Source organism: Mangrovicoccus sp. HB161399 (genome assembly GCF_013184745.1).
GTDB lineage: Bacteria > Pseudomonadota > Alphaproteobacteria > Rhodobacterales > Rhodobacteraceae > Mangrovicoccus.
Window position 1 is genome coordinate 1 of the sequence record NZ_JAATVU010000056.1, and the last position, 18,134, is coordinate 18,134.

Genomic DNA, 18,134 nt, shown 5'->3' on the forward strand with positions numbered 1-18,134 from the left:
CGCTGGCAGTCCCGCCGGAGAGGAACCGGCGGGCGCCTCGGCGTCCGGCCGGTCCCGGACCGCCGCGGGCAGCGGCTTCCCCGGCCGCTCCCCTAGGGCCCCGGGCATCGCCCCGAGCCTGCGGTCCAGCCGCCCGTCCCCCGGATCGCACCCGGCGGCTTCCGTTTCCACCCGGCTCCGTGCCATGCCCGCACCTCGCGCATCCGGTGCCGCATGGCGCATCATGGCCCTATCGCCGTCGCCAGGGCCAAGGCCGGCAGGCGAACCAATTCACCGCACCAACGTGTGGGTTACTGCAAGATCGCCGAGGCGCTTGCAGGCCGGGCGCCTCTGCACCCTCCGGGGCGCGCGCCGTTGCAGCGTCCCGGAGGCGGGCGCCGCCTGTCAGCCCCACATGTCCCGCATCATCGCCGAGACATCGATCGGGGCGGGGGCAGGGCGGGCCGGTGCGCCGCTGCCCTGTTCGGGCGACCAGGTCTCGGCATGGAACCGGTCCATGATCTCGCGCGGCAGGAAGCGCGTGCGCATCGCATGGACGTAGCGGTCGCCGTTGCGGCCCTGCTGGGTCACGTAGAAGCGCATGGGCAGTCCCAGCGCCAGCCGGTCCTTCGCCCGTGTCATCGCGACATAGAGCAGGCGCCGTTCCTCCTCGATCTCGTCTTCCGTGCCGGTGCCCAGATCCGAGGGAATGCAGCCGTCCACCGCGTTCAGCAGGTGCACCGACTTCCATTCCTGCCCCTTGGCCGAATGGATGGTGGAGAGGATCAGGTAATCCTCGTCCTTCAGCGGCACCCCGGCCTGCGCGCTGGCCGCATCCGGCGGGTCGAGCACCAGCTCGGTCAGGAAGGCCTCGGCCGAAGGGTAGCCGGCCGCGATCTGCTCGATCTGCATCAGGTCGGCACGGCGCGACTCGGCATCCTCGTGGATGCGCTCCAGATGCGGTTCGTACCATGTCCGCGCCAGCCCCAGCGCAGCGGGCCACTCCGCGCGCGCGGCCATCGCGGCGGCGAATCCCGGCCAGCCGTCGGCGGCGCGGGCGGGCGGTTCGACATCGGCGAGCGCTGAGACCGGATCGGGCGCCAGCGCGATGGCGTCGAGGATGCGCCCCGCCGCCACCGGGCCGATGCCGGGGATCAGCTGCAGCACGCGGAACCCGGCCACCCGGTCGCGCGGGTTGCGGCCGAAGCGCAGCACCGCCATCAGGTCCTTCACATGCGCGGTGTCGAGAAATTTCAGCCCGCCGAATTTCACGTAGGGGATGTTGCGGCGCGTCAGCTCGGCCTCCAGCTGCAGCGAATGCGACGAGGTGCGGAACAGCACGGCCTGGTCCTTCAGCCGCAGCCCCTCCTCGCGCGCCGCCAGCACGTCGGAGGCCACCATCCGCGCCTGTTCGGCCTCGCCCGCGACGGTCACCAGGCGCGGCAGGCCGCCCGAGTCGCGCTCGGTCCACAGCTCCTTGGCATGGCGTTCCCGCGCCAGCCCGATCACCGCATTGGCGGCGGCGAGGATCGGCTTGGTGGAGCGGTAGTTGCGCTCCAGCGCGATCACCTCGGCCCTGGGCGAGAAAGTGTCGGGGAAATCGAGGATGTTGCGCACGGTCGCGGCGCGGAAGGCATAGATCGACTGGGCATCGTCGCCGACCACGGTCAGGCCGCGCCCGTCCGGCTTCAGCGCCATCAGGATCCGGGCCTGCAGCCTGTTGGTGTCCTGGTACTCGTCGATCAGCACGTGGTCCCAGCCGTTTCCGACATGCGCAGCGAAATCCGGGTCCGACATGACCTGCGCCCAGGCCAGCAGCAGGTCGTCATAGTCGAGCACGTTCTGTTCCTGCTTGGCGCGGACATAGGATGCGAAGAGCTGCTTCAGTTCGTCCTGCCACATCGCGCACCAGGGGAAGCGGTCGCGCAGGACCTCGCCCAGCGGCTCGCCGGCATTCACCGCGCGGGAATAGATCGCCAGGCAGGTGCCCTTGGCGGGGAAGCGGGTTTCCGTCTTCGAGAATCCCAGCCCGTGGCGGCATAGATTCATCAGGTCGGCGCTGTCCTCGCGGTCATGGATGCTGAAGTCGGGGTCGAGGCCGATGGCATGGGCATGCTCGCGCAGCACCCGCGCGCCGATGCCGTGGAAGGTCCCCGCCCAGGTCAGTGCGGAGGCGGCGATGCCGTTTCCCAGCGCCTCCTCCGTGATCCGCTCCACCCGGCGGGCGAGCTCGGCGGCGGCGCGGCGCGAGAAGGTCATCAGCAGGATGCGCTGCGGATCGGCGCCGCTGACCAGCAGATGGGCCACCCGGTGCGCCAGGGTGGCGGTCTTGCCCGACCCGGCCCCGGCGATCACCAGCAGCGGCGGGGCGACTTGGCCGGGCGCCACGCCGTATTCCGCCGCGGCGCGCTGCGCCGGGTTGAGCTTGTCCAGATAGCCCGGCCGCATCGCGGCCCGTTCCGTCGCCTGCCCCATCATCTGCCCCTGCCTCGTCTGCCTCACGGCCAGCATAGGGCAAAAGGAACATAAAGGGAACTTGTTCGCGCCGCCGCGGCCCGCCGGTCAGGACGGGAAGTCGTAGCGGTATTCCTTGCGCAGGCGGAACGGGAAGACCTCGGGGATGCGGCGCCTGTCGGCCAGCCCGGCCTCGGCCAATCCGTCGAGATAGTCCTCCAGCCGCTGACGGTCCGGCAGGGTCTGCAGCACCGTCGCCTCGTTGCGGGCGGTTCTCAGCTGATTCAGCAGCTCGTCGGCGGTGGCGTATTTCGTGCCGCGCTGCATCAGCGCGATGGTCACGGCGCGCGCGGCTTCGAATTCCGCCTGCGGGTCCTTGCCGCCGAGCAGATCCGCTTTGCGCATCTTCTGTTCCAGGTCGGGATTGCCGTAGAGCCCGCGCAGCAGCAGGTCGCTGGCGACGATGCCCTGGATGGAGCCGGTGATGCCGCCGCGCCAGACCGGGATCCAGAGCCACTTGCCGAATTTCCGCGCGGTGGCGTTCAACGGTGTCAGGTCGATCAGCCGGTTGACCACCTTGGTCAGCCGCGACTGACCCTTGGCGAAGATCGGCTTCAGCGCCGCGTCGCCGATGCCGGGCCAGGCGGGGTCGGGAATGTCGGGCATCTCTCCGGGATCGATGATCGCCTGCGACGGCCCGCCGCCCATCACGGGGTTGGCCGGATCCAGGGTGAAATGCTCGGCCAGGAATTTCCGGCAGTTGCGCTGGCCGAGCAGGAAGTCGTGCTTGCGGAAGCTCTCGTCGAGGAAGCCGCCGAAGCCGTTGAGCGATCCGCAGGCCATGGCATTGCCGCCGGTCAGGTACGTGCCGTCCGGCGCCTTGCGCACCGGCGAGATGATGAAGCGCGAATGGATGTCGCTGTCCGAGGCCAGCAGCAGCTCGGTCGGCTTGAAGCGCGCCTGGGCGATCACTACCGACAGGAGCTTCGAGCCGATCGCCAGCAGCCCCGACAGCTTGGTCGCGGCGTCCGGCTGCAGCGGCATGTATTTCTCCATGTCCGGGAAGGGGTCGATCATGATCACGGCACGGTTGGCGTCGCTGCGACCGCGCGGGTTCTCGCGCAGCTGGTTGGGGTTCGCGCCGCGCTTGCGGATGGCGAAGCGGGCATATTCGAACGGCTCGTTGTTGATGGTGCCGCCATCGACCGCGACATAGGGGGCCGGGCTGCCGGGCGCGACATCGCGGGGAAAGATCTCCGGGATGGCGCCGCCGTTGATGATGTCCACCGGCAGCGCCCCGCCGCGGCGCGGTTCCGTGCTGCTCTTGGCGCCGAGTTCCGCGGCGACCGACAGGATGTAGCGGGCGGGCAGGGCAAAGGGGAATGCCCCGGTGGCGATCGAGGCGACGGTGAATTTCTTCCAGTCGCCCGTGTAGTCCGGGTCGCTGAACGGGATCTTTCCGCCCACCGAGGTCTCGGGGTCGAGCGCGATGCCGACATCGTCCCAGTCCTCCAGCCAGGGCGAGGCCAGCTCCGCCCCGCTGCCAAGCCGGGGGATCCGGAAATGGCGGACCAGCGAATGCTGGGTCATGTTGAATTTCTGCTCGCCGCCGAAGCCGATCTGGTTGCTGACCCCGTTCATCGCGGTGGTGGTCAGGAACAGGTCGAGCGCGCCGGACACGAAGCTGTATCCGGCATTCGCTTCCGTCCAGGCAGAGATCCCGTCGATTGCCCCGGTGGCAACGGTGTCGAGATAGCTGCCGTTGAGCAGCGACAGCAGCGGCAGGTCCTTCTCGGGCGCCAGCGAGGTCCGGTCGATCAGAACCGGCGCGTCCGATCCCAGGTCGGTCTCGGCCAGCAGCCCGGTGTCGCTGCCCCTGTCGTAGAATCGCAGGTCGCGCACCCAGACGTCGTAGACCGGGCCGAGGACGTAGCCGAAGCTGGCCGTGCCGCCGCCGGACACCGGCACGATGCCGGTCTTCGGCTGCTCCCAGGCCGGGCTTTCCTCGCCGCCGGCATCGAGCAGGCTGGCGACGATCAGCCCGGCGGTGGTGCCCCCAGCCGAGGTGCCGCTGATCGCCTTGACCAGCACCTTGTGGGTCGGGCCGCCCGGCGTTCCGGCGCGGCGGTTGTGCGCGCGCATGGCGCGGAACAGGTAGTCGACCACCCCGGCAGTGTAGGCGCCCGCGGAGATGGCGCCGGCCATGGCGAGGCCGATGACGAAGACGGGCATGCCGTCATCGTCGAAGTCCGGGGGAATCTCGGGGAAGGTGTCTTGCGGCATGGACCCGGGTCCTTCTGGCAAATGCGGGGTCTGGAAATGCGCACAGCTGGAAACGTCTTCGCCCCGGACGGGTGCGGGGCGAAGGAAACTCGCTCTGAGGCGAGGCTAGGGGGGCGGGCGGCGCCGCGCAAGCGGCCAGTCGCTGCGCGGCGTGCCGGATCAGCCGGGCAGGACCGCCTCGGCTTCGATTTCCACCTTGTAGGGGCCGATCAGCCGCGCGACCTCCAGCAGCGTGTTGGCAGGGCAGACCGTGCCGAAGACGCGGCCATGGGCGCGCGACACCGCCTCGCAGTCCTCTGCATCGGTCAGGTACACGCGGGTGCGCACGACATGCTCGGGCCCGCCGCCATGGGCGCGGATCGCGGCGAGGATCTTGTCGAGCACATAGGTCGTCTGGGCGCCCGCATTTTCCGGTGCGACGGCGTGGCTCTGGCCATGGGTCGCGGTGGTGCCGGAAACGAGGATGCGGTTGCCGACGCGGATCGCCCGGCAATAGCCCGCGACGGGCTCCCAGGCAGAGCCGGTGAAGACCCGCGCCCGGTCCGGAAGCGCCGCGTCGGGCGTGGCCGGATGCACCGGCGGGATCGCGTCGAGATGGTGCGACAGGTCGCCGGAGGCCGTGAGGAAAGGCGGCTTGCGGTATTCGTCGCCGCAATCGCCGGGGACCGGCGCCATCTTCGCGAAGACGGCGTCCAGCGCGGCGTGGTCGCCGGCATCCAGCGCGAAGCCGAAGACATTGAGGTTGTCGGCGCGGTGCTCGGCCTCGGTGATCCGCGCGCCGATGATGGTCGCGGCGACGGCATCATGCTCCAGCACCCAGCGGCTCGCGACGTTCGACAGCGACACGCCGTGTTTCCGCGCGATGCCATGCGCCGCGGCCAGCAGCTCCTGGAACACGTCCCAGCCGCCTGCGGCGTCAATGAAGCGCTTGTACTTCATCCGGCTCCAGTCGGGGATTTCCGCCGGCTCCGGCTTGCCCAGCCAGCGTTCCGACAGGAAGCCGCCCGAAAGCGTGCCATAGGCCAGCAGCTTCACGCCGGTGCGCGCGCAAAGCTCGGACAGTGCGCCCGCGGCCCTGCGGTCGACCAGCGAGAAGCTCACCTGGTTCGAGACGATGCCGATGCCTTCCTCCAGGGCGATCTCCAGATGCGCCGCGTCGAAATTGGTCAGGCCGATCGCGCCGATCAGGTCTTCCTCGCGCAGCTTCTCCATTTCGTGCAGCGCATCGAGCCAGCGCGGATCCTCGAAGCTCCACCAGTGGAACTGCAGCAGGTCGACCTTTTCCACGCGCAGCCGGTCCAGCCGTTCCTGCACGCCCGCGCGGACGATCTCGGGCGTCATCGGCCCCGGCTCGGGGCACCATTTGGTGAAGGCGCGGACCGGCGTGCCTCCGGGCTGGCGCGAGATCAGCTCGCCGGTGATCACCTCGGCCGAGCCGTAGTGGTCGGCCATGTCGAAGCTGTCGAAGCCCGCCGCGGCATAGGCGGCCAGCTGGTCCGCGGCTGCCACCGGGTCGAGTGCGGTGCCGTCCTTCTCCAGATCGGCGACCTGCCAGAGGCCGCAGACGAGGCGGGAGATTTCGAGCCCGGGGGCGAGCGGGAAGCGGTCGGGCATGTCAGGCATTGGTCTTCTGTCCTTGGGAAATCTTTGCAGTGTCGCGGCGGTCGGCGCGGCGCAGCGGAGACCGCAGCGTGCCCGCCTCGCCCAGCAGCCCGCGCGGGCGCAGGAGCAGCACGGCCGAAAGCGCGACGCCGATCAGCACCAGCTGCAGCGAGGCGGCGCGTGCCTGCTGGCCGGAGGGGAAGAGCGCGGAGACCGCGCTCCCCGAGACCGCCCAGAGCGCCCAGACCAGCACCGCGCCGAGGATCGCGCCGCGCATGTTGCCCGAGCCGCCGATGATCAGCATGGTCCAGACCTGGAAGGTCAGGGTCGGCAGGTAGTTGTCGGGTGCGATGAAGCCGATGAAATGCGCCTGCGCCGCGCCGCCCAGCCCCATGACGAAGCCGCCGATGGCAAAGGCCTGCAGCCGGTAGGCGACCGGGTCCTTGCCGAGCGCGCGGGCGGCCTCCTCGTCCTCGCGCAGCGCGCGCAGCACGCGGCCCCAGGGCGAGCGGGTCAGGTGCTGCAGCACCAGGTAGCAGGCGAGGACCAGCAGGATCAGGACGCCCAGATTGGCGGCGGCGAAGAGACCGGGTTCCCCGGCCAGCCCGCCGAAGGGCCGCGGGATGAAGCCTATGCCGAAGGGGCCGCCGGTCAGGCCCTCGAGATTCAGCAGCGCCAGCTGGATCACCACCGCTGCGCCGAAGGTGGCGATGGCGAGGTAGTCGGCGCGCAGGCGGAGCGTCAGCGCGCCGAGGAGGAAGCACAGCAGCCCCGCCCCCAGCCCGCCGCCGAGCCAGCCGGCCAGCGGCGGCAGGCCGAAGCCGCCGATCCGTCCGTCGACCGGCGGCGTGGTCAGGATGGCCGAGACATAGGCGCCGACCGCGACGAAGCCCGCGACGCCCACGTTGAAGAGGCCGGCCTGCCCCCATTGCAGGTTCAGCCCCAGGCAGATCACGGCGTAGGTCAGCGCCATGGTCAGGAAAAAGGCGCCGTAGGACAGCAGGTCGATCATGCCATGGCCTTTCCGAAGATGCCCTGAGGGCGCAGGATCAGCACCGCGACGAGGATGACGAAGGACACCGCCGCGCGCCATTCCGCGCCGACCAGCCCGACCGCGAAGGACTCCGCCAGCCCGACGGTCAGGCCCGCGATCATCGCGCCGGGGACCGAGCCGATGCCGCCGAGGATCGCCGCGGCGAAGAGCGGCAGCAGCAGGTCGAGGCCCATGGTCGGCCGGATCTGCACGATCACGCCCGAGAGGATGCCGCCGACCGCGGCCAGCGCCGCGCCGAGGATCCACACCAGCCGGATCACCGCGCGGGTGTCGATGCCCGCCAGCGAGGCCAGGGCCGGGTTCTCGGACACCGCGCGCATGGCGCGCCCGGCCGGGCTGCGGGTCAGCAGCAGATGGGTCAGGACAACGGTGACGAGCGCGAGGCCGAGCACCAGCAGCTGGTCGGGCGTGGCACGCAGGCCCGGCAGGATCTTCATGGCGATCTGCAGCTCGTTGGTGAAATAGGCGGGGCTGGAGGTGTAGATGAACTCCAGCAGGTTCCTCAGCGCCAGCGCCGCGCCGAAGGAGGCCATCACCAGGATGATCTGCGCCGCGCCGGATTGCCTCAGCCGCCCGAACAGGAGCCAGTCGACGGCCAGCGCCAGCCCGGCTGTCAGCGCCATCGAGGCCAGAAGCGCGATCGGCACCGACCAGCCGAAGCTGAACGGCCCGATCGGCGTGCCGAGCCCGGGCAGCAGCGCGCCGAGCGCCGCGCTGACCGTCAGCGCCAGGTAGGCGCCCCAGGACAGCAGTTCGCCATGGGCGAAATTGGCGAAGCGCAGGATCGAATAGGTCAGGGTGACGCCGATCGCACCGAGCCCGATGATCGCGCCGTTGACCAGCCCGTCCATGAGGGGTTGCAGCATCATGCCGGTGCCTCCGCCTTGCCGCCCAGATACAGCTCTGCCACCACCGGGTCGCCCGCCAGGTCGCCCGAGGGCGCGTCATGGGCGACGCGCCCCTCGACCAGGATCACCCCGCGCGAGGCGATCTCCAGCCCGGCGCGCACGTTCTGCTCCACCAGGAGGATGGTGACGCCCGCACCGTTGATCGCGCGCAGCCGCTCGAACACCTCGGCGACCATCAGCGGCGAGAGGCCCGCGGAGGGCTCGTCGAGGATCAGCAGCCGCGGCTCCACGATCAGCGCGCGGGCGACGGCCAGCATCTGCCGCTGCCCGCCCGACAGGGCGCCCGCGCGGCGGCCGGGCGCGGCGGCGAGGTCGGGAAAGGTGTCGTACATCGCCGCGATCCGTCCGGCGCGCCGCGCTTTCGGCAGGATCTGCGCGGCGAGCTGCAGGTTCTCGCGGATCGTCATGCGGGCGAAGATGTTTTCGGTCTGCGGCACGAAGGCCAGCCCGCGGCGCAGCTTCATGTGGGCGGGCACCGCTGCGATCTCCTCGCCGCAGAGCCGGATCGCGCCGGAATGCACCGGCACCAGCCCGGCGATGCATTTCACCAGCGTCGACTTGCCGGCGCCGTTGGGCCCCAGCAGCACGACGAATTCGCCGTCGCGCACGGTCAGGTCGACGCCGTTCAGGATCGGCAGGTCGGGCTGGTAGCCCGCGGCCAGCGCCGAGACGCGCAGGATGTCGGCGCTCATGCAGCGTCTCCAAGATAGGCGCGGACGACTTCGGGGTCGCGGATCACCGCCTCGGGCGCGCCCTGCGCCAGTTCCCGTCCCAGCGCCATGACGACGACGCGCGAGCAGAGCCGGGCGACCATGTCCATGTTGTGCTCGATCAGCAGGATCGAGACGCCTTGGCCGTTCAGCGCGACGATCCGCTCCATGATGTCTTCCAGCAGCGAGGGGTTCACCCCGGCGGCGGGTTCGTCGAGCAGCAGCACCTGCGGGTCGGCCATCATCAGCCGCGCCAGCTCCAGCAGCTTGCGCTGACCGCCCGAGAGGATGCGGGCGGGTTCGTTCTCCAGATGCGACAGCATCAGGAAATCGGTCAGGTGGCGGGCCTTCTCAACAGCGGCGTCCTCGTCGCGGCGGCTCTGGCCCGGGCGGAAGAGCGCGCCCAGAACGCGCTCGCCGGACTGGTCCTGCGCGCCGCAGAGGACGTTTTCCAGCACGGTCATCTCCGGAAAGGGGCGCGGGATCTGGAAGCTGCGGCCGAGCCCGCGGGCAAGCCGCCGCTCGGCGCCTTCGGCCGTCACGTCGCGGCCATCCAGCAGGATGCGGCCCGAGCTGGGCGGCAGCGAGCCCGCCAGCATGTTGAACATCGTCGTCTTGCCCGCGCCGTTCGGCCCGATCAGCCCCAGCATCTCGCCGCGCGACAGCCGCAGCGACATGCCGCCGACCGCCGCCACGCCCTGGAAGCTGCGCGCCAGGTCGCGGGCTTCGAGCACCGTGTCCGCCTCGCCTTGCCCCATCCGATTTTCCCTGTTCCGGCCCGCCCTGCGAGTCGAGTTGTATCTTTGATCAAAGATTATTGACACGACTCTGCGATGCAAGCCAAAAAGGTGAAACTTCACGGAAACCCGAGGCTAGGAGGCCGGATGGCGGAACCGGGCGGACAGGCGGAAGACAGGGCGGTGCCGGGGCTGGGCCGGGTCGGGCGCGAGTCGCTGCAGGAGCGCGTCCACCAGGAGCTGGCGCGCTCGCTGATGCATGGCGCCTTCTCGGCCGGGCAGGTGCTGCGCATGCAGGCGCTGGCCGACACGCTGGATGTCTCCATCATGCCGGTGCGCGAAGCGCTGGCGCGGCTGGTGTCGGAGGGGGCGCTGGAAACCCTGCCGAACCGCTCGGCGCGGGTGCCGCTGATCACGCCGGAGCGGCTGGAGGATCTGGCGCAGGCGCGCTGCCTCGTAGAGGGCGAGCTGGTGCGGCTGGCGACCCCGCGGCTGGATGCGGCGGCGCTGGACGAGCTGCGCAGGCTCACCTCGGACTGCGAGGCCGCCTTCGACCGGCTGGATTCCGAGCAGGCGACCGAAACCTCGGTGCTGAACCACAAGTTCCATTTCGCCATCTACCGGGCGGCCGGATCGGCGGTGCTGATGCCGGTGGTGCGCAGCCTGTGGATGCAATCGGGGCCTTATGTGCGCGCCTCGGCGGTGATCTACGGCCGCAATCCCAGCCTGACGGCGGTCCATCACCACTGGGCGCTGATCGAGGCGCTGGCTGCGGGCGACGCGCAGGCCGCCGTTGCCGCGCTCCATGCCGACATCACCCAGTCCTTCAACCTGATCCGCGGCGACATGGCCCGGGAGGATGCCGATGGCTGACGACGAGTTCACGCTCTGGGACCTGCGCGTCGAGGTCGTGGCCCCCGACGGCGGCGCGATCCATTGCGGCGCAGAGATCGGCGATTTTTTCGAGCTGAAGGGCGAGATGCTGCACCTGCCGAGCGGGCAGGGATTCTCGATCTACTCGCTCGCCGCGTTGCTGCCGCTCCTGCCTGCCAAGCAGCGCGACACCCACCCGAATGACTGGATGAGCACGGATGCCGAGGTCGCCTGCCCGGATCCGAACTGCGCCACGCGGTTCAGGATCATGCGGACGGGCCGCCGCACCTTCCGCCATTCCGAGACCACCGCCGTTCCGCTGACCAAGGATGACTGACATGACCGTTCCGCCCCGCTTCGCCCTGGAACCGGGCTACGAGATCTCGCGGGTGATCCGCGGCGGCTGGCAGCTGGCCGGCGGGCACGGCGCGATCGACACGGCCGCCGCCATCGAGGACCTGATCGCAGCAGCGGACGCGGGGATCACCACCTTCGACTGCGCCGACATCTATACCGGCGTGGAGGAAATCATCGGCGGCTTCCGCGCCGAATACGCCAACCGCCGCGGCGCGGAGGCGCTGGCCGCGATCCGGGTGCATACCAAATGCGTGCCGGATCTCGACAAGCTCGGAGGCCTGACCCGGCCGATGCTGCAGGAAACCATCGACCGGTCGCGCGCGCGGCTGGGCGTCGAGACGCTGGATCTGGTGCAGTTCCACTGGTGGGACTACGAGCAGGGCGACTGGCTGCAGGCGATGCGCTGGCTCGGCGAGTTCCGGCAGGAAGGCCGCCTGCATTTCCTTTCCGGCACCAATTTCGACAGCGACCATGTCGCGGCGATGAAAGAGGCCGGGCTGCCGCTGGCGACGATGCAGCTGCAATATTCGCTGCTCGACCGCCGTCCCGAGAAGCGCATGGCCGGGCTGGCCGGGACCCACGGGTTCAAGTTCCTCTGCTACGGCACGGTGGCGGGCGGGTTCCTGTCCGACCGCTGGCTCGGCGCGCCCGATCCCGAAGGCGAATTGGAGAACCGCTCGCTGACGAAGTACCGGCTGATCATCGAGGATTTCGGCGGCTGGGACCTGTTCCAGAGGCTCCTGTCGGCGCTGCGCGGGATCGCCGGCCGGCACGGCGCCGACATTGCCACCATCGCCTCCGCCGCCGTTCTGGCGCGGCCGCATGTGGCCGGCGTCATCGTCGGCGCGCGCAACCGCAGCCATCTGGACGCCAACCTTGCCATCGGCGCCGTCGATCTCGCCCCGCAGGACCTGGCGGAGATCGAGGCGGTGCTGGCCGAGGCGCATCCGCTCGACGGCGATGTCTACACGCTGGAGCGCGACCGCCACGGCCGCCACGGCTCCATCATGAAATACAACCTCAACAAAGAAGAGGCCTGAGCCTCCTTCCCCCCTGGCGCTCCGCGAGGCGCCCCTTCCGACAGGAGACGACAATGAAACGCACCTACATTGCCCCGCTGGCCCTCGCCGCCGGGATGGGCGCTGCGCTGCCCGGCTTTGCCTGCGAGACCGAGGTCGGCATGGTCATGGAGCTGACCGGACCGGCCGGCGTCTACGGCCAGGCGGGCGCCAAGGCCATCGAGATGGCCTTCCGCGACATCAACGAGGCGGGCGGCGTGCTGGGCTGCGAGATCGTGACCGACACCCGCGACAGCCAGAGCCAGGGCAATGTCGCCGTCGACCAGGCGACGCAGCTGGTGAATATCGGCCATGTGCCGGTGGTGATCGGCGGGATCATCTCCTCGGTCTCGATCCCGATCCTGACCTCGGTCACCGGCCCGGGCAAGGTGGTCCAGGTTTCGCCGGCCTCTTCCTCGCCGACGCTGACGCAGCTGGGCGCGGACGGCAAGACCGGCGGCTATTTCTTCCGGACCATCACTTCGGACGCGCTCCAGGGCACGGCGGCGGCGCAATATGCCATCGACCAGGGCATGAAGAAGCTCGCCATCATCCACGTGAACAACGATTTCGGCGTCAACATGATGCGCGAATTCTCCAAGACCTTCGAAGCGCTCGGCGGCGAGATCACCTCGGTCACGCCCTATAACGAGCGCCAGGCGAACTATTCCGCGGAAGCCAACGCGGCGATGGCGGGCGACCCCGAGGCGCTGTACCTGATCAGCTATCCGGTCGACGGCGCCACCATCGCGCGGGCCTGGATCTCCAATGGCGGGCCGCAGAAATTCCTGCTGAATGACGGCATGAACTCCGAGGACTTCGTGACAGCGGTCGGCGCGAAATACCTCGGCGGCGCCTACGGCACTTCCTCCGGCACCGCCGAAACCGCCTCCACCGCGTATTTCTACGACAATTTCGAGGCCTTCTCGGGCGGCATCGCCCCGGACGCGCCGGCCGCCGACCGCTCCTACGATGCGGGCGCCATCGTCGCGCTGGCGATCGCCCAGGCGGGCGAGGCCGATCCGGCGAAGATCCGCGACGCGATTCCGCAGGTCACCGGCACCGAGGGCACCCCGGTCCATGCCGGTCCCGAGGAGTTCAGGAAGGCGCTGGACCTGATCGCGGCGGGCGAGAAGATCCGCTACGAGGGCGTGATCGGCCCGGTCGCCTTCGACCGGTACGGCGACATCACCGGCCCGTTCCGCCTGTGGAAGATCACGGACGGCGCAATCGAGACCACCGGCACCATGAGCGCCGAGCAGGTCGGCGAGATCAAGGCCGCCACCTCGAACTGAGCCCGGCGGGCCGGGTTGCATCCGGCCTGCTTTACTCTTTGCGGCGGGACGGGTTAGCTCCGCCGCAAGGAGACCCACGTGACCCGCATCCTGCACACTGCCGACATCCATCTCGACTCGCCCCTGCGCTCGCTGGCGCTGAAGAGCGAGGCGCTGCGCGACCGGGTGCAGGCCGCCACGCGCACCGCGCTGTCGCGCATCGCCGATCTGGCCATCGCGGAGGACTGCGCCGCGGTGCTGATCGCGGGCGACCTGTTCGACGGCGCCGAGCGCAGTGCGCGCACCGGCGCCTTCCTGGTTGCCGAGCTCGACCGGCTGCGCGCGGCGGGGATCGCGGTCTTCTACATCAAGGGCAACCACGACGCGGCGAGCCCGATCACCGGCAATGCCGAGCTGCCGGGCAATGTCCATGTCTTCACCGGCCATGGCGGCAAGGCGCAGATCGAAGGCACGGAGATCTGGATCCACGGCGTCAGCTTCTCCCGCCCCCATGCACCCGAGAGCCTGCTGCCGAAATTCGGCCCGCCCGTGCCCGGCGCGGTGAACATCGCCATGCTGCACAGCTCTCTGGCCGGCGCGCCGGGGCACGATCCCTATGCGCCCTGCACGGTGGCCGAACTGGCGGGCATGGGCTTCGACTACTGGGCGCTTGGCCACGTGCACAGGCGGCAGGTCCATTCCGAGGTTCCCTGGGTGGTCATGCCCGGCATGCCGCAGGGCCGCGACATCGGCGAAGCGGGGCCGAAATCGGTGACGCTGCTGGAGGTGTCCGGCGGCGGGATCACGGCGGAAGAGCGCGCGGTCTCGGCAGTGGAATTCCTGCGCCACGGAATCGACGTCTCTCCGGCAGAGGATGACGACGCGCTGCGCGACCTGATCCGTTCGGAGCTGCGCGGCCTGGCGCGCGGGCTGGTCTCCGATGACGGCATCCTGCGGCTGCAACTGGCCGGCGCGACGCCCCTCCATTGGCGGATCCGGCGCGACCGAGCCTTCTGGGAAGAGTTTGCGGCCGATGCGGCTCGGGCGACCGGGCGGCTCTGGCTGGAGAAGCTCGATCTCGGTCTCGCGGCGCCCGGCGATGCCCGCCTGGCAGGTCCCGTGGCGGATCTGGATGCCCTGATGGCGGAAATCCGCGGCAGCGAGGCGTTCCGCGACCTGGCGCGGCGCGAACTGGACGGCGTTTTGGCCGAGCTGGGCAAGGTCCTGCCGAGGGAGCGGGTTGACCGGCTGGTGCCGGACGAGGCGGCGGCCGAGGCTCTGGCAGAGCGGCTGATGGCTGAGGGCGCCGAAGAGATGGCCGCGCGGATGACGGGGGCCGGGGACTGATGCGGCTGCGCGAACTGACGCTCGACATGTTCGGCCATTTCGCCGGGCGGCGCTTCGATTTTGGCGCGGCCCCCGAAGGCGGCCCGGATTTCCACATCATCCACGGGCCGAACGAGGCCGGCAAGACCACCACGATGGAGGCCTATCTGCGCCTCCTCTACGGCTTCCGCCCGCGCGGGGAGCCCTACGAGTTCCGCCATGGCCGCGCCGCGCTGAAGGTCTCGGCCGTGCTGGAGGAGGGCGGCCAGGCGCGCGCCTTTTCCCGCGTGCCGGGGCGGTCGGGCACGCTGCTCGACGGCAGCGGGGCGGCACTGACCGAGGGAGCGCTGGCGGGCATGCTGGGCGGGCTCGACGAGACCGCCTATCGCAGCCTGCTCTGCCTCGATGATGCCACGATCGAATCCGGCGGCGAGGAGATCGTCCGTGCGCAGGGCGAGATCGGCACGCTGCTCTTTTCCGCGGCGGCCGGGATCGGCGGGCTTTCGACGGTGCTCGACGGCGTCCGCGAGGAGGCCGATGCGCTCTATCCCCCGCGGCGCAGCACCAGCGCTTTTGCGAGGGTCCGGAAGGAAATCAAGGGGATATCCGAGCGGATCCGGGAGATCGACATCCAGGCCCCGGCGCTGAAGGGGCTGCGCAAGGCGCTGTCCGAGGCCGAAGCCGGGGAGGCGCGGCTCAGCGCGGCGCGGCAGGTGGCACTGGCCGAAAGGGCCGGGCTGCGGGCTGCGGCAGATGCGCTGCCGCTGCTGGCCGAGCTCGACCGGCTGCAGGTGGAGCTGGACGCCCGTCCCGGCTGGCCGAGCAGTCCCGGCGCCGGGGCGGAGGAATTGGCCGCTATGACGGCCCGCGAGGCCCGGGCGGAGGCGGAGCGCGCGCGGCTGTCCGTTGCGGTTGCCGCTGCGGAGGAGGTGCTTGCCGCCGGAGAGCCCGACCCGAGGCATCTGGCCCTTGCCGCGCCGCTTGCCGGGCTGAAGGAGCTGGCCTCGCGCGAGATCGGCGCGGCACGGGACCTGCCGCGGCGCGAGGACCGGCTCGCCGCGCTGACCGCCGACCTGCAGCAAGCATTGGCGGAGCTCGGCATCGCCGCGGAGGGCGATCCCGGACGGCTGGTGCCGGATGCCGATGCGCTGGCGGCGCTCGATGCGGCCTTCCGGTCGCGCAGCGACGCCCGGAAGGAGGCGGCCGCGGCCGCGCGCGAGGCAGAGGCACAGGCACAGCGCCATGCGGCGGCCGGCGCGGAGCTGGCGCAGTTCGCCGCCCGCCCGGTGCCGGGCGCGGACCTCTCGGCAATCTTCGCCCGCTATGCGCTGGACGACCTCGTGCCGCGCCATGCCACGGCGGCGGCGGAAACGCGCGCGGCGCGGCGCGAGGCGGCGGCGGCCCTCGATGCGCTGGCCCTTCGGGGGCGGCGGGTTCCGCTGCCGGAAGTACTGCCGCTGTCGTCGTCCGAGGCGGAGGCGAAGCTGCGGGCGCTTCAGGCGGCGGAGCAGGCCGCCTCCGCGGCGGAGGCGGCGCTGGCCGAGCGGCGCGGCGCGGCTGCAGAGGTGGCGGCGCGGATCGCGGCACTCGGCGGCGATGCGGGACTGGTCGGCGACCGCGAGGCGGCGGAGCTGCGCGGAACCCGGGACCGCCTCTGGGACCTGCACCTGCGGGCGCTCGACCGGACGACGGCAGAGGACTTCGCGGCGGCGCTGGCGGCGGATGACCGGGCACAGGCGGCCCGGCTCGGCAGGGCAGCCGATCTGGGCGCTCTGCGGCACCTGGAACAGTCTCTGGCGGCGGAACGGGCCCGGCTGGAGCTGGCCGGAGCGGAAGCCGCGGCGCACGCAGCGGCGCGGGAGGCCGCGCGGGAGCTGCTGGCACAGGCGGCGGATGACGCCGGGCCGGGCCGGGACATGGACCCGGCGGCGCTTCCCGGCTGGCTGCGCCTGGCCGAGGATGCGGCGGCCAAGGCGGCGGCAGCGGAACGGATCGCGGCGGAGCACGCCCCCGTCTTCGATCTGGCCGGGCGGCTGATGGCGGAGCTGGCGCAGTACCTGCCGCGCGAGGCGCCGGATTTCGGCGAAGTATTGGCGGCGGCCAAGGCGCTCGACACGGCATGGCAGGCGCATGACGGAGAGGCAGCCGCGCTGCGCCGGGCTCACGGCGCAGCGCAGCGGGAACTCGCGGCGCGGCAGGCGGCGCTGGCGGCGGCGGAGGCCGAGTCGTCCCGGTGCGATGCGGCCTGGGAGGCGCTGCTGGAGGCGCAGTTCGGCGGGCGGCTGGCATCGGGCGCTCTGGATGTGTCGCTCCAGCCCCTGAACGCGCTGGCCCGGATCGGTCTGGAACGCGCGCAGGTGGCGGAGCAGGCGCGCAAGATGCGCGAGGACAGCGCGCGTTTCGCCGCCGCGCTGGCCGATCTTGCGGAACCACTCGGCATCCCGGATGCGGCGCCGCTGGAGCGTCACGCGGCGCTGTCGGCGCGTCTTGCGGAGGCCGAGAAGGCGGCGGAGGCGCACGCGGCACTGGTCCAGGCACTGGAGGGGGACCGGGCGGCGCTCGGCGCGGCCGGGCGCGAGCTGGACGCCATCGCGCGCACGGTGGAAGATCTGGGCCGGGCCTTTCCCGAAGACGTGCCGGTCGGGACGCTGGGCGAATTGCGCCAGGCGGTGGCCGAGGCCGCGGCGCTGGAGCGGACCCGCCGGGACGCGGCCGCGCTGGAGCAGCGGATCTGCACCGGGCTGGGGGCCGCCGACGCGGCGGAGGCGCGGGCGAGTCTGGCCGGGCGGAGCCTGCCGGAACTGGAGGCGGCGCTCGGCGCGGCGGAGGCGGGACTGGAGACGCTGGAGGCGGAATACCGTGCGGCGATCGAGGCGCGGACGCGCGCGGCGGGCGAGCTGCAGGCGGTGACCGGCGATGCCGAGGTGGCGCTGCTGGCCGAGCGGCGGGCGGTGCTGGAGCTGGAGCTGGAGCAGGCGGGGCTGCGGCATCTCCAGCTCGATCTCGGCCACCGGCTGGCCGAGGAGGCGATCCGCCGCTACCGCGACCGGCACCGCGGCGGCATGATGGAGGCGACCGAGGCGGCCTTTGCCGAGCTGACCAACGGCGGCTATCCGCGGCTGGAAACCCGCCGGGAGGGCCAGGCGGAAAAGCTGATCGCGGTCGACAGCGCGGGCACGGCGCGCGAGGCGCAGGACATGTCGAAGGGCACGCGGTTCCAGCTCTACCTCGCGCTCAGGGCGGCGGCCCATGCGCAGCTGGTCTCGCAGGGCACCTGCCTGCCGTTCTTCTGCGACGACATCTTCGAGACCTTCGACGAGGACCGCACCCGCGCGGCCTGCCGGCTGATGGCGCGGATCGGCCGGTCGGGGCAGGCGATCTACCTGACCCATCACCGCCATGTCGTCGACATCGCGCGCGAGACTTGCGGCGATGGCGTGGCTGTGCACGCGCTCGACCCGGCGCGCCTGGCTTGACCGAACGGCAGGGGCGGCGAAGTTCGGGCTTGCCGGGCAGGCC

14 protein-coding genes are annotated in these 18,134 nt (G+C 71.0%); 6 read left to right on the top strand and 8 right to left on the bottom strand.

Annotated features, from left to right (window positions below; genetic code table 11):
* From HCC78_RS34955 to HCC78_RS23535, 8 genes are all read right to left on the bottom strand, one after another.
* The coding region (locus tag HCC78_RS34955; protein ID WP_371743918.1) for a transposase DNA-binding-containing protein at positions 1-225 on the bottom strand (225 nt) is incomplete at its 3' end.
* Between the two features lie 159 nt (positions 226-384).
* Entirely contained in the window at positions 385-2,457 is a 2,073-nt protein-coding gene (locus HCC78_RS23505; RefSeq protein WP_253949323.1) for an ATP-dependent helicase, read from the bottom strand.
* A gap of 84 nt (positions 2,458-2,541) precedes the next feature.
* Positions 2,542-4,716 carry a hypothetical protein gene (locus tag HCC78_RS23510; RefSeq protein WP_172331226.1) on the bottom strand — a complete coding sequence of 725 codons (2,175 nt, stop codon included), beginning with the start codon at positions 4,714-4,716 and terminating at the stop codon, positions 2,542-2,544.
* Between the two features lie 159 nt (positions 4,717-4,875).
* A complete protein-coding gene (locus tag HCC78_RS23515) occupies positions 4,876-6,339 on the bottom strand; it encodes an aldo/keto reductase (RefSeq protein ID WP_172331227.1) in 1,464 nt (487 codons plus the stop codon).
* Positions 6,332-7,330, bottom strand: coding sequence for a branched-chain amino acid ABC transporter permease (locus HCC78_RS23520; RefSeq protein ID WP_172331228.1), 999 nt, complete (start codon positions 7,328-7,330; stop codon positions 6,332-6,334). The genes HCC78_RS23515 and HCC78_RS23520 overlap by 8 nt, the downstream gene beginning before the upstream one ends.
* A complete protein-coding gene (locus HCC78_RS23525; RefSeq protein WP_172331229.1) occupies positions 7,327-8,241 on the bottom strand; it encodes a branched-chain amino acid ABC transporter permease in 915 nt (304 codons plus the stop codon). The genes HCC78_RS23520 and HCC78_RS23525 overlap by 4 nt, the downstream gene beginning before the upstream one ends.
* On the bottom strand, positions 8,238-8,972 hold the full coding sequence (locus HCC78_RS23530) for an ABC transporter ATP-binding protein (protein ID WP_172331230.1): 735 nt from the start codon (positions 8,970-8,972) through the stop codon (positions 8,238-8,240). The genes HCC78_RS23525 and HCC78_RS23530 overlap by 4 nt, the downstream gene beginning before the upstream one ends.
* Complete coding sequence (locus tag HCC78_RS23535) at positions 8,969-9,748, bottom strand: ABC transporter ATP-binding protein (protein WP_172331231.1); 780 nt, start codon at positions 9,746-9,748, stop codon at positions 8,969-8,971. Before HCC78_RS23535 ends, HCC78_RS23530 begins: the two co-directional genes overlap by 4 nt.
* A 126-nt stretch (positions 9,749-9,874) precedes the next feature.
* On the opposite strand from HCC78_RS23535, the gene HCC78_RS23540 reads away from it, so the two are divergent.
* The 6 genes from HCC78_RS23540 (at position 9,875) to HCC78_RS23565 (ending at position 18,091) form a co-directional block, all read left to right on the top strand.
* Complete coding sequence (locus tag HCC78_RS23540; protein WP_172331232.1) at positions 9,875-10,600, top strand: GntR family transcriptional regulator; 726 nt, start codon at positions 9,875-9,877, stop codon at positions 10,598-10,600.
* Positions 10,593-10,937, top strand: a complete 345-nt coding sequence (locus HCC78_RS23545; protein ID WP_172331233.1) for a TIGR04076 family protein — start codon at positions 10,593-10,595, stop codon at positions 10,935-10,937. The genes HCC78_RS23540 and HCC78_RS23545 overlap by 8 nt, the downstream gene beginning before the upstream one ends.
* 1 nt (position 10,938) lies before the next feature.
* Positions 10,939-11,997 carry an aldo/keto reductase gene (locus HCC78_RS23550; RefSeq protein WP_172331234.1) on the top strand — a complete coding sequence of 353 codons (1,059 nt, stop codon included), beginning with the start codon at positions 10,939-10,941 and terminating at the stop codon, positions 11,995-11,997.
* Positions 11,998-12,050: 53 nt separating this feature from the next.
* Positions 12,051-13,310 (top strand): ABC transporter substrate-binding protein, encoded by a 1,260-nt coding sequence (locus HCC78_RS23555; RefSeq protein WP_172331235.1) that lies wholly within the window; start codon positions 12,051-12,053, stop codon positions 13,308-13,310.
* A 78-nt stretch (positions 13,311-13,388) separates the two neighbouring features.
* Positions 13,389-14,636: a metallophosphoesterase gene (locus tag HCC78_RS23560; protein WP_172331236.1), complete on the top strand. Its 1,248-nt coding sequence runs from the start codon at positions 13,389-13,391 to the stop codon at positions 14,634-14,636.
* On the top strand, positions 14,636-18,091 hold the full coding sequence (locus HCC78_RS23565; protein WP_172331237.1) for a YhaN family protein: 3,456 nt from the start codon (positions 14,636-14,638) through the stop codon (positions 18,089-18,091). The genes HCC78_RS23560 and HCC78_RS23565 overlap by 1 nt, the downstream gene beginning before the upstream one ends.
* Positions 18,092-18,134: the final 43 nt, after the last annotated feature.